Source organism: Xenorhabdus cabanillasii, from assembly GCF_003386665.1.
Taxonomy (GTDB): Bacteria; Pseudomonadota; Gammaproteobacteria; order Enterobacterales; family Enterobacteriaceae; genus Xenorhabdus; species Xenorhabdus cabanillasii.
This window is the reverse complement of record NZ_QTUB01000001.1, coordinates 2,798,853-2,814,836: the sequence shown is the minus strand read 5'-3', so window position 1 is coordinate 2,814,836 and position 15,984 is coordinate 2,798,853. Positions and strand designations below refer to the sequence as shown.

The following is a 15,984-nucleotide window of genomic DNA, read 5'->3' as shown; positions in this document are numbered from 1 at the left end:
TAATCGGCGTTTTTGCAAATTATCAATACACTCTCTCGTCCCAGACACTATATCCAGATGTTCCTGCCATATGATGACGGCAGATAATATCTTTATATTTAATAGAGACTATTTCTTCCGGTTGTGATTCTGCATGGTTAATACTATGCGGATAGTTTGGTGACAATTCAATGATTGTTGCATCACGACATTCAATTGAATAATAGAGTTCCTGAGATCCTAATTGTGAGGTGCGATAAAAATCAAATTTCAGATTCAAACTTTCATTATTTGAAATTGCCATCATTAATAACGGCGATGATTTATCTTGTGGTTTTACAAATACAATTGGACTATGGTTAACATTTTGTTCTCTATGAATAGAATGATGCAGATTCAACACAAAGATTTCATCTTCATGACCAGCCTGATATTTATTGCCGATGGACTCAATCGAAGAACAACCTTGTGAAATCAACCCTTGTTTGTCTCCCTGCAAGGTTAAATAGATCATATTCGCCATAATAACTTCCTGTTTTGGTTAAGTTTGAAAGTACTATTAATCGCGTCTGGCATATTTTGAAAAACTATTGTTTTTCAAGGGAAAATGTGATTGAAGTTACTAAACAATAACGTTTACAGCCAAACCCTATTTATTGCTGTTAACTTTAACCATTCATTTTATCAGCGATTATGGAATATTATATCAACGAAAAACAGGACAAGATACGCCCTTTACTTAAAAATTTACCAAGGAGTTCCTTAATATCTATATATCGTATTTTTCGATCATTTTTATTTTCTGAATGTCATATTTGTATTTACCTTTTAGCTTTTTCTGTGACGATTTTACTTTTATACAATATTTTTCAAGCCCATTCTCTATTACCTTTTTTCAATTGTCGGATTAATGACTGCCCCATCCACCAGCTAAATGGTTGACAAGTCTCCCTTATGAAAGCAGGTTACATCAGACCCTTTAGCGCCTCTCATGAAAACTTAAAAATTCAGCTCTTACATTCAGCTGACAATAGTATTTATTTCATTGACATAATTTCCACATTTTCTCCATGATTGGCTATTTCTCTCCGAGTACACTAATTAAATATATATTTACACTGATTTAGCATAAGATGTGTGTGACTGATTATCGGCACAATATGAAGAGAATATCGATTATATGAGCAATAAATGTCGTACCTACTTTTTTGGGTTTGCTGTATTAGCCGTTATCACCGCGGCTGCTTTTTTTACATGGAACTATTTTAAAAAATCAGCCACACCGGGAGAAAAATCAGCACAAGTGTCAGAATCGCAGAAAGATTCGCACCTTATCCCCCCCCAACCCGTTCAGGTGGCCACCGTTAAAATGGAGTCTGTCCCCCATTATCTGGGAGGATTGGGAACAGTTCAGGCCGCTGATACAGTCAATGTTACCAGCCTTGTGAATGGGCAATTAATTGCCCTGCATTTTAATGAAGGCCAACATGTCAAAAAAGGCGATTTACTGGCGGAAATTGATCCCCGTTCTTTTCAGGTCAAACTAGCGAAAGCACAAGGGCAATATGTCAAAGATCAGGCAATATTGGCTGATGCTAAACAGAATTTAGCTCGCTATCAGCAATTAGCGAAAAACAAATTAATTACTCAACAAGATTTGGATAAGCAGTTTTCCTTAGTGCGCCAGTATCAAGCCGCCTTAAAGACTGATCAGGCAGATATTGATGAACAGAAACTGCAATTAACCTATAGTCGCATTACTGCCCCTATTTCAGGTCGTGTCGGTCTGAAACGAATAGATGTTGGTAATTATGTCTCTTCCGGGGGAGAAAATCCGATTGTAGTCATTACACGTGTCGATCCTATCAATGTGGTGTTTTCCCTGCCTGAAAACGATCTCAGCACTATATTGAAGGCACAAAAGAGCAATAAAGAACTTGCTGTTATCGCCTGGGATCGCAATAACCAGCTGCAATTGGCACAAGGCAAACTGCTCAGTATTGACAACCAGATTGATGCTGCTACTGGCACCATCAAAATGAAAGCACAATTCACTAATCAAGATAATGCATTGTTCCCCAATCAATTTGTCAATATTCAGATCAAAGTAAATACGCTCAACAATGCCATTGTGATCCCAAGCGCCGCATTACAGATGAGTAGTGAAGGTTATTTTGTCTGGATGGTGAATAAAGATAATAAAGTCAGCAAACATAAAGTGACTATCGGATTACAAAACACCGACCTGGTTGTCATTAACAACAGTTTGTCTGTCGGTGACCGGGTTGTTACAGATGGTACTGATCAATTGACAGAAGGTGCTATTGTCGAGGTTGTTAAGCCCCTGAAACCAGAGTCAGATAACAGCAACAGCGATAAGTCTGACCAGTCAAACAGTAAAGTGGAGAATACTTAATGCTTTCTGATTCTCCAATAACAGGGGGCGGCCCGTCTCGTTTGTTTATTCTGCGTCCGGTAGCTACTACACTGTTTATGATTGCAATATTGCTTTCTGGTATCATCGGCTACCGAATGTTACCAGTTTCTGCATTGCCTCAAGTAGATTATCCTACTATTCAGGTTGTTACGCTCTATCCCGGTGCCAACCCAGACGTAATGACTTCTGCTATAACTGCACCATTAGAACGCAGATTCGGGCAAATATCCGGTTTGAAGCAGATGGCATCACAAAGCTCCGGGGGCGCTTCTGTTATTACACTGGTATTCCAGCTCTCCTTGCCACTGGATGTAGCAGAGCAGGATGTACAGGCCGCCATTAATTCAACCATTAATTTATTACCCGATGACCTGCCTTATCCGCCAATTTACAGTAAGGTCAATCCGGCTGATCCGCCTATCTTAACACTGGCCGTAACCTCTGATTCCCTGCCGATGACAGAAGTTCAGGATATGGTGGAAACTCGCGTTGCTCAACGCATTTCTCAAATCGGTGGTGTAGGTTTGGTCACTCTGGCTGGAGGACAGCGCCCTGCTGTGCGTGTGAAGTTAAATGCGCAGGCTATCGCTGCACAAGGGTTAGACAGTCGTACCATTAGCAATGCAATTGTAAATGCGAATGTAAATTCACCAAAAGGTAGTTTTGATGGCCCGACCCGTTCGATCACTTTGTCTGCCAATGATCAAATGAAATCCATTGATGAATACCGCAATTTAATTGTGGCCTATAAAAATGGGGCTCCGATTCGCCTGCGGGATGTTGCAACAATTGAGCGAGGTGCAGAGAATACCAAACTGGGTGCATGGGCAAATGAAAAACCCGCTATTGTTATCAATGTCCAACGTCAGCCGGGTGCTAATGTTATTGAAACTACTGATAATATTCGTTCCATGTTGCCAGAGTTGATCAGCAATCTACCCAAGTCAGTTAATGTAGATGTTCTGACTGACCGAACTGTTACGATCCGCTCTTCAGTCAAGGATGTGCAATTTGAGTTGTTGCTGGCAATTGCATTGGTTGTGATGGTGATTTACCTGTTTTTACGCAATACAATTGCCACCCTGATCCCGAGCATTTCCGTGCCACTTTCCCTGATCGGCACATTTGCGGTAATGTACTTTTGTGGTTTTTCCGTCAATAACCTCACCTTGATGGCATTAACCATCGCAACAGGCTTTGTAGTTGATGATGCCATTGTGGTTATCGAAAATATTTCCCGCCATATTGAGCGAGGAGAAAAACCGCTGGCTGCTGCATTGAAGGGAGCCGGTGAAATCGGTTTTACCATTATTTCACTGACTTTTTCTTTGATTGCCGTTCTGATCCCTCTGCTGTTTATGGGAGATATTGTCGGTCGTTTATTCCGGGAGTTTGCAATTACGCTGGCGGTAGCGATTTTAATTTCAGCCGTAGTTTCACTGACATTGACACCAATGATGTGCGCAAGAATGCTGAAAGCAGAAACGGATATTAAATACAACCGCTTTGAACAAGCCTGTGAACGTTTCTTCGAGTGGATGATTGCGATATATGGCACATGGCTGAAACGCGTTCTGAATCATCCCTGGATAACATTCGGTGTTACACTCAGCACTCTGGCTTTAACTACCCTGCTCTACATCATGATCCCAAAAGGATTTTTCCCCTTGCAGGATAATGGATTAATTCAGGGAACACTGGAAGCGCCACAATCCATCTCTTTCAGCGCTATGGCAGACAAGCAGCGTCAGGTAACTTCATTGTTACTGGAGGATCCGGCTGTAAAGAATGTAACTACGTTTATTGGCGTTGATGGTAGTAACCCAACATTGAATAATGGGCGTCTGCAAATTACGCTTAAACCTTTTGATCAGCGTAACGATAAAATTGAAGAAATTATTCCCCGCCTGCAAGCCCGGTTAGCCAAAGTGCCCGATGTAACCTTGTATCTACAACCGATGCAAGATCTGACTATTGATACTCAGGTTTCCCGTACCCAATATCAATTTACTTTACAGGCTGCTTCTCTTGATGAACTTAATGTCTGGGTTCCCAAATTACAGGAAGCACTAAAAAAACGTCCTGAATTGGTTGATATCAGTAATGATTGGCAAAACAGGGGATTAGTTGCTTATATTGATGTGAATCGCGATATGGCCAGTCGGTTGGGTATCTCCATGGCTGATATTGATAACACACTGTATAGCGCTTTCGGCCAAAGGTTGGTTTCGACCATTTACACACAAGCGAATCAGTACCGAGTCGTGCTGGAACAGGATACAACTAATTCACCCGGTCTTGATGCGCTCAATGATGTCCGTCTTATTAGCACTGACGGCAAGACAGTGCCCCTGACTGCTATCGCTACAGTGAAACAGCAATTAGGTTATTTATCCATCAATCATCTACAACAGTTTCCTGCTACCACTTTCTCATTCAATGTTGCACCAAATACTTCTCTGGAAGCAGCAGTTAATGCAGTAAAGGCAACAGAACACGCAATAAATATACCAAAAGATATCAACACACAATTTCAGGGAGCAACGCTGGCATTTCAGAATTCACTGAATAATACCTTATTGCTGATACTGGCTGCTGTCGTTGCGATGTACATTGTGCTTGGCATACTGTATGAAAGCTTTATTCATCCGGTAACTATCCTGTCAACACTCCCCACTGCTGGCGTCGGAGCATTATTGGCTTTAATGCTGGGTGGTTATGAACTGGATGTTATTGCCATCATTGGGATTATTTTGCTGATTGGTATTGTGAAAAAGAACGCCATCATGATGATCGATTTCGCCCTGGTAGCAGAACGGGAAAACGGAATGTCACCCTATGATGCCATTTTTCAAGCCTGCCTCTTGCGTTTCAGGCCAATATTAATGACAACGATGGCTGCACTATTGGGGGCATTACCATTAATGCTCAGCAACGGAATTGGAGCTGAACTGCGCCGTCCACTGGGGGTTAGTATGGTCGGCGGGTTGATTATGAGCCAGATCCTGACCTTGTTTACAACCCCTGTTATTTACCTGCTATTTGATCGGCTAGGGCACTATTATAAGTGTAAATACAAGTATAAGAGTAATCATAAGCGACAGAACGACACTCAAACAAAATTAGCTCATTCTTCTACTGACCATCAGGAGCCGCTGTGAAATTTTTCGCCTTATTTATCCAGCGGCCTGTCGCAACCACACTATTAAGCGTAGCCATTACGCTATTTGGTGCTCTTAGCTTTACCCTGTTACCAGTATCACCATTACCGCAGGTTGATTTTCCGGTGATTACAGTTTCTGCTTCAATGCCCGGAGCATCACCGGAAACTATGGCTTCTTCCGTTACCACCCCATTAGAACGTTCACTCGGTAGAATTGCTGGTATTAAAGAGATGAGTTCCAGCAGTTCATTAGGCTCCTCCCATATTTATCTGGAATTTGAGCTGAACCGGGATATCAATGGCGCTGCACGAGATGTACAGGCAGCTATAAATGCAGCGGAAAGCCTGTTACCTTCGGGGATGCCAAGCCGCCCAACCTATCAAAAGGCAAATCTTGCTTCTGCCCCAATCATGATTCTGACTTTGACATCAGATAGCTATGGTAGAGGGCAATTGTATGATATCGCCTCAACACACCTTGCCCAAAAAATTTCACAAATAGAAGGTGTCAGCCAAGTTAGGGTTGCAGGTAGTTCACTACCCGCAATACGGGTCGAACTGAATCCCAATGCCCTATTCAATCAGGGAGTATCTCTTGATGATGTTCGAAAAGCTATCAACAAGGCTAATGTCAGACACCCAACAGGACACGTTGATACAGATAAACAAAGCTGGCAAATACAAACTAACGATGAAATCAAGCAAGCGGACAATTATGCCTCTATTATTGTCCACTATCGTAATGGTTCACCGGTTCGTTTAAAAGATGTCGCAACTGTCAAAGATTCCGTCGAAGATACCAAGGCAGCGGGAATGTCCGGCAATGGACCTGCTATTGCACTGGTTATCCGGCGGGAATCAAGTGCAAATATCATTGAAACCATCAAGAAAATTCGTGCTGAACTCCCGGCCCTGAGAGCATCAATACCCGCTAATATTCAGCTGAATGTCGTACAGGATCGCTCTCCCCCTATTCGGGCGTCCCTGCATGAAGTGGAACGGGCACTTGCCGTTGCCGTTGCTCTGGTGATCCTGGTTGTTTTTCTATTCCTGCGTTCAGGACGTGCCACACTTATCCCGGCAATTGCAGTTCCGGTATCATTGATTGGTACGTTTACGGCTATGTACTTATGTGGTTTCAGCCTGAATAACCTCTCATTGATGGCACTGACCATTGCTACGGGTTTCGTTGTCGATGATGCCATTGTGGTACTGGAAAATATTTCCCGCCATCTGGAAGCCGGGTTGAAACCAGCACAAGCCGCTCTCAAGGGAGTAAGAGAAGTTGGTTTTACTGTTCTTGCTATGAGCCTTTCACTCGTTGCTGTCTTTATACCCCTGATACTGATAGATGAGTTACTTGGCAGACTATTCCTTGATTTTGCCGTTACGCTCGCAACCGCGATAGGTATTTCACTGCTGGTTTCCCTGACTTTAACGCCGATGATGTGCGCTCATTTATTGAAGTCTTCACCGGAAAAATCACTGAAGAAAACCCGCGGTTTCGGCAAAGTTTTACTGAGACTCCAGCAATACTATGGACGCTCATTAAAATGGATACTCAACCATACTCGTTGGGTTTTATTGACACTGGTTGGGATTATTGCGCTGAATGTCTGGCTTTATATCAGTATTCCGAAAACTTTTTTCCCCAGACAGGATACAGGCCAATTAATAGGCTTCGTTGTTGCTGATCAAAGCATTTCATTTCAGGCCATGCGTAAAAAAATGGAATATTTCATAGGGGTTATCAATGCAGACCCAACTGTTGAAAATATTACAGGATTTACAGGTGGGGACAACATCAATGTCGGTTTTCTTTTTATGGGCTTAAAACCATTGAATGAACGAACAGAAAATATCGAACAAGTCATAACCCGTTTAAGGAAAAAATTATCCCACGAGCCGGGGGCGGAACTCTATTTGATACCTATTCAGGATCTCAACCCTGGTGGAGGCGGAGGTAACGCCAGATCCATTTATCAATTTACCTTGCTGTCAGATGATTTTTCTGAACTTCGTAAGTGGACACCTATTATCCAAAAAGCCCTGAAAAAAGTACCACAACTGACAGGGGTAAATTCGGACGATGACAGTAAAGGTTCCGAACTCACAATCACCTATGATCGTGATCTGATAGCTCGCCTCGGTATTAGTGTCGCCCAGGCCAATAGTTTGCTCGGCAACGCTTTCGGACAACGACAGATTTCAACCATCTATCAACCACTGAACCAATACAAAGTAGTGATGGAAGTCGCGCCTGAATATAATCAGGATGCCAGCTCATTAGAGAAAATTTTTGTTATCAATAAAGAGGGAAAGCGTATCCCACTCTCTTATTTTGCAAGCTGGCGACCAACCAATGCCCCATTAGATGTTTATCACCAAGGGCTTTCAGCCGCTTCTATGATCTCCTTCGACATTGCAGAAGGTTATACGATGTCTGATGCAACCAGAGTAATAGAACGCACGATGACAGAACTCGGTGTTCCATCAACAGTACGTCTTTCTTTTACTGGTACAGTGCAAAATTTTGAAGAAAGTCAGCGTTCTCAGTTACTGGTGATCCTTGCAGCGATTATTACTGTTTATCTGGTGCTGGGCGTACTTTATGAAAGTTATATTCATCCTCTGACAATTCTTTCCACGTTGCCTTCTGCGGGAGTTGGAGCCTTGCTGGCATTGGAACTATCCAATACTCCGTTTAGTCTGATCGCCATGATTGGGATTATGCTGCTGATTGGTATCGTAAAGAAAAATGCCATTATTATGGTGGATTTTGCTCTTGAAGCTCAACGAAATGGCCGGTTAAGTGCCCATGAAGCAATATTTCAGGCCAGTTTGTTAAGATTCCGGCCAATCATGATGACTACGCTTTCAGCCTTGTTCGGGGCTCTGCCTTTGGTACTGAATAACGGTGATGGCGCTGAATTACGTCATCCTCTGGGAATTACCATTGTTGGTGGTCTGGTAATGAGCCAGCTTCTCACGTTATATACCACACCGGTGGTCTATCTGTTTTTTGACCAACTACGTGAAAAATGGCGTCAACGCAGAGCAGCAAAATTTCAGAGAATCAAGCCATCGTGAAATTCAGGATGAAAGCAGGGATCAGCGGAAAATTATTTCTGGCAATTTTTGCTACCTGTATGCTGGTACTAGTAACAATGCACTGGGGGATTCGCCTCAGTTTCCAATATGGATTCATTGGTTATATCAAACAAAATAGCCAAATGCGTGCCAACATGCTGGCAGAAGCATTGACAGAGCAGTACCAGCAATACGGTCATTGGGATTTCCTGACCAAAAATGATCGCGTTATTTTTCAGATTATCCGTGATATTGAGCAGAGCAGTAACAATCATCAGGGGCCATCCCCCCATGACTGGCGTACTCAGTTCTGGGTTGTTGATCGCCATATGAATCGTTTGGTGGGCCATGCAGATAATATGTCTGAAGAAACTTATCGCAAGCCTGTGATTTATCAAAATGAAGTTGTTGGTTGGGTAATTGTCAGTGCCTCTGACAAAATTACCCGTCAGGCCGATATCAGTTTCGCCAGCCAGCAACAAGTGACCAGTTGGATTATCGCCGGCTTTTCCACTATGTTGGCTTTGATAGCAACTTTCTTCTTATCCCGTGGATTTCTGAAACCTGTTAAACGACTGGTCGAAGGAACACATAAACTGGCTTCCGGTGATTTTAGTATTCGTGTAGCAGTATCCAGCAAAGATGAGATTGGCCAGCTGGCATCGGATTTTAATCTTCTAGCTTGTACATTAGAAAAAAATGAACAGATGCGTCAGGATCACATGGCAGATATCTCTCACGAATTACGTACTCCACTCGCTATTCTGCGTGGTGAGCTGGAAGCTTTGCAAGATGGTGTTCGACAACCGACACAAGCAACTATCCATTCCTTACTGACCGAAGTTACTATCCTGACAAAACTAGTGGATGATTTGCATTTGTTGTCCCTGTCAGATCGAGGCTCTCTGGCTTACCGGAAAGAGCTAATGAATGTCGATGAACTACTGAAAATAGTTGTGGCTGCTTATCAGGGACGTTTTGCTGATAAACAGATTACGCCGGAACTACATTTACCAGAAAACACCGTGTTGTTTGCCGATCCCAAGCGATTAACACAGTTATTTCAGAATTTACTGGAAAATAGCCTACGTTATACCGCTGATTACGGAAAAGTAGTTATTTGCGGACATATAGATCAGCAAAAATGGGTACTGAACTGGCAGGATAGTGCTCCCGGTTTGACTGCTGAGCAATGCCAACGTATTTTTGAACGGTTCTATCGCTGCGAATCTTCCCGCAACCGTGCCAGCGGTGGTTCGGGTTTAGGTCTGTCGATCTGTTATAACATCATTGAAGCACATAATGGTCTTATCCAAGCAGAAATATCACCTTTAGGTGGTCTTAAAATTCACGTAGAATTACCTCTGACCAAATTTTCCGAACATAAGACGCTGAATATAAAACACTGAATATAAGAATAATGAGTGCACAATATACCGTTCTGATCGTGGAAGATGAACCCAAACTGGGGCAGTTACTTGTTGATTATCTACAAACTGCAAATTATCAAACACAATGGTTGGTACGTGGTGATGAAGTGATTGCTCATGTCCAGCGACACCAACCCGATATCATCCTGCTCGATCTTATGCTGCCCGGGCTTGATGGTTTGTCAGTCTGTAGGGAAATCCGCAAATTTTCTGATATTCCCATCATCATGATGACAGCCAAAACAGAGGAGATTGACCGCCTGTTAGGGCTGGAAATCGGTGCGGATGATTATGTTTGTAAGCCTTATAGCCCACGAGAAATAGTTGCCAGAGTGAAAACGATTTTACGTCGCTGTTATCGCCCACAAGATATCATTAGCGAACAAGGAGCTCTGACAATTGATGAAAATCATTTTCAAGCTCGCTATCTTGAACGGGTTCTGGATCTGACACCGGTTGAATTCCGGTTACTTAAGATAATATCCAGCCAGCCTGGGCGGGTCTTTTCCCGTGATCAGCTACTGAATAATCTCTATAACGATCATCGTATTGTTAATGATCGTACTATCGATAGCCATATCAAAAACTTACGCAGAAAATTAGAACAATTAGACGAAGATAAATCTTTTATTCGCTCAATTTATGGCCTGGGATACCGCTGGGAAGCCGAAATTTGCCGTCTGATGTGACTACCTAATTTTTGTTAAAAAAAATCCACCTGAATAAATTTCAAGCTAAACTTAAGCTGATAATTACCCAATCAGGAGAATTTCTTATGGCTACTGGGCACTATGATCTTAAGAAAGCAAAGAACGGGCAATTTTATTTCAATCTGGTAGCAGCAAACGGTGACATTATTCTCAGCAGTGAAATGTACACCACTAAAGCTGCTGCTAATAAAGGTATCTACTCGGTACAGGTCAACTCTCCGGACAAAACTCGTCATGAAGTAAGAAAGAATAAGTCTGGCAAAAGCTATTTTGTCTTAAAGGCAAGAAATCACCAGATTATTGGAATCAGTGAATCTTACGGTAATGAAACCGCGATGAAGAAAGGCATACAGTCTGTCATGAAGATCGGGGCAACAGATAAAGTGCGGGATTTGACCAAACGTAATTAATTAACTGCGCCGTTACCGGCGCGTTTCTGCTTCTTTCCCCATTTCTGTTTCCCCATCTCCACAATAAGTTTGTGTCATCAGCAGAATAAGCGCTAAAATCCTTCTCCTTTAACCTTACCCTTAGTAATGATAAACAGATAGGGTGAGGTCTGATTTGAACTCAGACTGAGAACGTTAACAATATGTTTACTCCAGAACTACTTTCTCCCGCCGGCTCCTTGAAAAACATGCGCTATGCTTTTGCCTATGGCGCGGATGCCATTTATGCCGGTCAGCCCCGTTACAGCCTTCGTGTTCGTAACAACGAATTTAATCATGAAACACTGGCTCAAGGAATTAAAGAGGCACATGCATTGGGCAAGCGTTTTTATGTTGTAGTTAATATCGCACCGCATAATGCAAAACTAAAAACCTTTATTCGCGATTTAAAACCTGTCATTGAAATGGGGCCTGATGCACTGATTATGTCCGATCCCGGCTTAATTATGATGGTACGTGAAGCCTTCCCTGAGATAGATATTCACCTTTCCGTACAAGCGAATGCCGTTAACTGGGCGACGGTGAAGTTCTGGAAACAAATGGGATTAACACGAGTTATTCTCTCCCGTGAGCTTTCACTGGAAGAAATTGCCGAAATCCGTCAACAGGTTCCTGCAATGGAGCTTGAAGTTTTTGTTCATGGCGCACTCTGTATGGCCTACTCTGGACGTTGTCTGTTATCAGGCTATATCAACAAACGTGATCCCAATCAGGGCACCTGCACCAACGCCTGCCGCTGGGAATATAATGTGCAGGAAGGAAAAGAAGATGAAGTCGGAAATATCGTCCATATCCATGATCCTATTATGGTTAAAAATATTCCGGTTAAAAATGTTGAGCCAACTCTGGGAGAAGGTGCCCCGACAGACAAAGTATTCATGATCGAAGAAGCCAGACGTCCCGGTGAGTATATGAGTGCATTTGAAGATGAACATGGCACCTATATTATGAACTCTAAGGACTTACGTGCAATTGAGCATGTAGAACGACTGACCAAAATGGGCGTTCATTCATTGAAAATAGAAGGCCGCACAAAATCTTTCTACTATTGTGCCCGAACTGCTCAGGTATATCGCCGTGCCATTGATGATGCAGTGGCTGGAAAACCTTTCGATCCTACATTGATGAGCACACTGGAAGGTTTGGCACATCGAGGTTATACAGAAGGCTTTTTGCGCCGTCATACTCACGATGCTTACCAGACTTATGAATATGGTTATTCAGTATCAGACACACAGCAATTTGTCGGAGAATTTACCGGCAACCGGGTCAATGGTCTGGCAGAGGTGGCAGTAAAAAACAAATTTTTCGTTGGTGACAGCCTTGAGGTTATGACCCCAGCGGGCAATATCAACTTTATGCTGACATCAATGACAAACAAAAAAGGCCAGCCCATCGAAGTCGCGCCGGGGGATGGTCACATCGTTTATCTGCCTGTTCCTGTAGAAATTGAACTGAATTATGCTCTGCTGATCCGCAATTTAAAAGGAGGTAATACCAGAGCACCGCATGTGAAAACGGATCTTTTAAAATAATCTGGCATGGATTTTAAAGAAATAGTTCCATTTTTTTAGAAACAGATCACATCAATACTATTTTATTTCTCGTATTATCAGCTCTGAAAAATGAAGAACTAAAAAAGTTTCACTGTAAGACTAGGAACCACCTCCTTGGCTAGCTCAATCTCCCTTGGGCTAGCCTTTTTCTTTTATATAAAATGATTTAAATTCAAACAATTAACCATAACATCAAACATCAGCAATCATTGATTAAATTAATAATTATTGGATTTCTTTTTGCCAAAATTGACGCATATTTAATAACAAAATTAATTGTAAATAAAAAAACCATCTCAGATAAATATTATTCAAATTACTGAAGGCATTTTTAGAGAAATATATTTTCGATTGGCAGATCCAAAAACGCGCTGAAATACTTATTCACAACAGATTGCCCCAACATTATTTCATTGCACACACCTGCATAACGGGTATGGAATAGTGAAATTTTAATAAACATAGCATTAACTGTAAAAAATAGCTTCGACTGAAGCGATCCACTACAGTTTCCCTCTCTGCTTATCTTGTACTCAGTACAAATATAAACAACAATCAGTAGCGCCTTTTGCAAACTGGAGTTAAACATGACTGATATAGTGAAGTTGTTAGGAAAAGACGCAGAAAGTTTATTGCAACATCAATGCAATACCATTTCACATGAAAATCTTTACCTCCCAGGCACAGATTTTGTCGATCGTGTAATGGTTGAAAATAATCGGCCAAACTCTGTGTTGCGCTCAATGCAAACTTTGTTTAATCACGGGCGCCTGGCTGGAACTGGCTATCTTTCAATTTTGCCAGTCGATCAAGGTGTTGAACACTCGGCAAGTGCTTCTTTTGCAACCAACCCACTCTATTTTGATCCTAAAAATATTGTTGAATTAGCAATCGAAGCAGGATGTAACTGTGTTGCCTCAACTTATGGTGTTCTGGCATCTGTCTCCCGCCGCTATGCCCATAAGATTCCGTTTTTGGTGAAACTTAATCACAACGAGACGCTGACCTATCCAGCTCAATATGACCAAACCTTGTATGCCAGCGTTGAGCAAGCGTTTAATATGGGGGCAGTTGCAGTTGGTGCTACGATTTATTACGGCTCTCCCGAATCACGCCGCCAGATAGAGGAAATTTCTGCCGCTTTCGAACGAGCGCATGAATTAGGTATGGTAACTGTGCTGTGGGCTTATTTACGCAATTCAGCTTTCAAAAAAGATGGCGTTGATTACCATACAAGTGCCGACTTAACTGGTCAGGCAAACCATCTGGCAGCGACTATCGGCGCAGATATCGTTAAACAAAAAATGGCAGAAACCAATGGCGGATATACCGCAATCAGTTTCGGGCACACAGATAAACGTGTCTACACTGATCTAACAACAGATCACCCTATCGACTTGGTTCGCTATCAACTCGCCAACTGCTATATGGGACGTGCAGGCCTGATCAATTCTGGCGGAGCTTCGGGGGTGAATGATCTGAGTGATTCTGTGCGTACCGCAGTCATCAACAAACGTGCCGGAGGTATGGGACTGATCCTGGGACGCAAGGCATTTAAGAAATCAATGAAAGAAGGCGTTTCACTGATCCATTCTGTTCAGGATGTCTATCTTGACAAGAGCGTCACCATCGCCTGATAGAATTTGCTTAATTTACTGTATTAGAAATGGGGATTTCATATCCCCATTTTGAATCACACTACCACGATATTATTGTGATAATTCCTACGGCTATTTCTTACCACCACTGATGAAAATGATGCACAGGCCCTATTCCTTTCCCGACATTTAGCGTATCTGCCTGCATTAAAGCATTCTGCAAATAGGCCTTTGCCACGGGTATTGTACTCTGCCAATCGGCATAACGCGGCCGCAGTGCTGTAAGAGCAGCCGACAACGTACAACCAGTTCCGTGTGTATGGCGTGTATTAACTCTGGGTGCCGTAAAACGCCACTCCCCTTCAGACGTAAACAACCAATCCGGACTTTCTCCATTGTCCAAATGCCCTCCTTTTAATAAAACAGCCTGGCATCCCATTGATAATAGCTCGCGTCCTTGTCGCAACATTTCAGCTTCTGTTTCAGCAAGAGAGCATTTCAATAATGTTGCGGCTTCGGGTAAATTTGGTGTAATCAAAGAGACAGTTGGCAACAATAATTCCGTCATCGCTTTTACCGCTTCCTGCGATAATAAAGGATCACCGCTCTTTGCCAGCATAACGGTATCTAACACGATATAAGGAACCGGATAACGGTGGAAAACTTCTGAAACGACATGAACGTTGGCAGAATTAGACAACATGCCGATCTTAACACTATCTATTCTGACATCTGAAAGTACAGATTCAAGTTGAGCAGAAATAAAGCAGGGTTCAATATTGTAAACTGTCTGCACTCCTGTTGTATTTTGCGCAACAAGAGCTGTTATTACAGTCGTTCCATATACGCCAAGTGCAGAAAATGTTTTTAGATCAGCTTGAATGCCGGCACCACCGCTAGGATCGGTTCCTGCAATGGTCAATGAATTAATTCTCATGATGGTAGTTCCTGCCACCAGCCCAAGAAAAGCGGATATCAAACCAGAGATACCAAGACTTCCCTACGCTGGCATTATCCAGATCAGGTAATACGGGTACTTCTCAGTTCATTTAAGAACGCCCCGAGCCAAAATAAAAATCACTCTATTAGTATCCCAATAGAGTGATATTTGCAATACGTTATCGTTAATGAATGGAAAAGGTTAACGATAGATATATTCAGCCAGCCACCAACATACCAGCTAAAATAAATTTGTTACTACTTCTTACTATAAAGTCGTGACATTTGCAGCGGCTGGACCTTTAGGGCCATCCTGAATTTCAAACTCAACTTGTTGGCCTTCAGACAATGTTTTAAATCCATCTTTCATAATTGCAGAAAAATGTACAAATACATCTTTGCTGCCATCAGCTGGAGTAATAAAACCAAAACCTTTAGACTCGTTGAACCACTTCACAGTACCAGTGATTTTTGCCATTTCAAAAATTTCCTTTGAATCACTTTATTCGCCGATTGACATAAAAAGAAACAAACCAGTATTCGTTGCTGCTATTCATTAACAGAAACAGTACTTCGTTTACCCAGGTGTTTTATTACATACTCTTTATATAATCGCAAGCCATTTTTTTCAGG

At 42.3% G+C, this 15,984-nt stretch carries 11 protein-coding genes and 1 riboswitch; of the genes, 8 read left to right on the top strand and 3 right to left on the bottom strand.

Features of this window, described 5'->3' with window-relative positions:
- Positions 1 to 22 precede the first annotated feature (22 nt).
- Entirely contained in the window at positions 23 to 502 is a 480-nt protein-coding gene (locus tag BDD26_RS13175; RefSeq protein ID WP_038269821.1) for an Hcp family type VI secretion system effector, read from the bottom strand.
- Positions 503 to 1,159: 657 nt separating this feature from the next.
- On the opposite strand from BDD26_RS13175, the gene BDD26_RS13170 reads away from it, so the two are divergent.
- The 8 genes from BDD26_RS13170 to fbaB all read left to right on the top strand — a co-directional run bounded on the left by BDD26_RS13170 (position 1,160) and on the right by fbaB (position 14,451).
- Positions 1,160 to 2,395, top strand: coding sequence for an MdtA/MuxA family multidrug efflux RND transporter periplasmic adaptor subunit (locus tag BDD26_RS13170; protein ID WP_115826780.1), 1,236 nt, complete (start codon positions 1,160 to 1,162; stop codon positions 2,393 to 2,395).
- Positions 2,395 to 5,577, top strand: coding sequence for an MdtB/MuxB family multidrug efflux RND transporter permease subunit (locus BDD26_RS13165; protein WP_115826779.1), 3,183 nt, complete (start codon positions 2,395 to 2,397; stop codon positions 5,575 to 5,577). Before BDD26_RS13170 ends, BDD26_RS13165 begins: the two co-directional genes overlap by 1 nt.
- Complete coding sequence (mdtC, locus tag BDD26_RS13160; protein WP_115826778.1) at positions 5,574 to 8,669, top strand: multidrug efflux RND transporter permease subunit MdtC; 3,096 nt, start codon at positions 5,574 to 5,576, stop codon at positions 8,667 to 8,669. The genes BDD26_RS13165 and mdtC overlap by 4 nt, the downstream gene beginning before the upstream one ends.
- Positions 8,670 to 8,677: 8 nt before the next feature.
- The gene (gene baeS, locus BDD26_RS13155; protein WP_115826777.1) at positions 8,678 to 10,078 is read left to right on the top strand and encodes an envelope stress sensor histidine kinase BaeS; all 1,401 of its coding nucleotides are present in this window, start codon (positions 8,678 to 8,680) and stop codon (positions 10,076 to 10,078) included.
- Positions 10,079 to 10,089: 11 nt separating this feature from the next.
- Complete coding sequence (gene baeR / locus BDD26_RS13150) at positions 10,090 to 10,788, top strand: envelope stress response regulator BaeR (protein WP_115826776.1); 699 nt, start codon at positions 10,090 to 10,092, stop codon at positions 10,786 to 10,788.
- Between the two features lie 86 nt (positions 10,789 to 10,874).
- Positions 10,875 to 11,219, top strand: coding sequence for a YegP family protein (locus BDD26_RS13145; protein WP_038269833.1), 345 nt, complete (start codon positions 10,875 to 10,877; stop codon positions 11,217 to 11,219).
- Positions 11,220 to 11,401: 182 nt separating this feature from the next.
- Entirely contained in the window at positions 11,402 to 12,793 is a 1,392-nt protein-coding gene (trhP, locus tag BDD26_RS13140) for a prephenate-dependent tRNA uridine(34) hydroxylase TrhP (RefSeq protein ID WP_115826775.1), read from the top strand.
- Positions 12,794 to 13,401: 608 nt separating this feature from the next.
- Entirely contained in the window at positions 13,402 to 14,451 is a 1,050-nt protein-coding gene (gene fbaB / locus BDD26_RS13135) for a class I fructose-bisphosphate aldolase (protein ID WP_038269837.1), read from the top strand.
- 100 nt (positions 14,452 to 14,551) lie between these two features.
- Here the strand turns inward: fbaB and thiD are convergent, their stop codons facing one another.
- On the bottom strand, positions 14,552 to 15,352 hold the full coding sequence (thiD, locus tag BDD26_RS13130; RefSeq protein ID WP_176551308.1) for a bifunctional hydroxymethylpyrimidine kinase/phosphomethylpyrimidine kinase: 801 nt from the start codon (positions 15,350 to 15,352) through the stop codon (positions 14,552 to 14,554).
- Between the two features lie 40 nt (positions 15,353 to 15,392).
- Positions 15,393 to 15,485: riboswitch (TPP riboswitch) on the bottom strand.
- Positions 15,486 to 15,619: 134 nt separating this feature from the next.
- On the bottom strand, positions 15,620 to 15,829 hold the full coding sequence (gene cspE / locus BDD26_RS13125) for a transcription antiterminator/RNA stability regulator CspE (RefSeq protein WP_038269841.1): 210 nt from the start codon (positions 15,827 to 15,829) through the stop codon (positions 15,620 to 15,622).
- Positions 15,830 to 15,984 lie beyond the last annotated feature (155 nt).

Coding starts and splice junctions, on each gene's coding strand:
- BDD26_RS13175 (WP_038269821.1), bottom strand. CDS start 502: ATGGCGAATATGATCTATTTAACCTTGCAGGGAGACAAACAAGGGTTG.
- BDD26_RS13170 (WP_115826780.1), top strand. CDS start 1,160: ATGAGCAATAAATGTCGTACCTACTTTTTTGGGTTTGCTGTATTAGCC.
- BDD26_RS13165 (WP_115826779.1), top strand. CDS start 2,395: ATGCTTTCTGATTCTCCAATAACAGGGGGCGGCCCGTCTCGTTTGTTT.
- baeS (WP_115826777.1), top strand. CDS start 8,678: ATGAAAGCAGGGATCAGCGGAAAATTATTTCTGGCAATTTTTGCTACC.
- baeR (WP_115826776.1), top strand. CDS start 10,090: ATGAGTGCACAATATACCGTTCTGATCGTGGAAGATGAACCCAAACTG.
- BDD26_RS13145 (WP_038269833.1), top strand. CDS start 10,875: ATGGCTACTGGGCACTATGATCTTAAGAAAGCAAAGAACGGGCAATTT.
- trhP (WP_115826775.1), top strand. CDS start 11,402: ATGTTTACTCCAGAACTACTTTCTCCCGCCGGCTCCTTGAAAAACATG.
- fbaB (WP_038269837.1), top strand. CDS start 13,402: ATGACTGATATAGTGAAGTTGTTAGGAAAAGACGCAGAAAGTTTATTG.
- cspE (WP_038269841.1), bottom strand. CDS start 15,829: ATGGCAAAAATCACTGGTACTGTGAAGTGGTTCAACGAGTCTAAAGGT.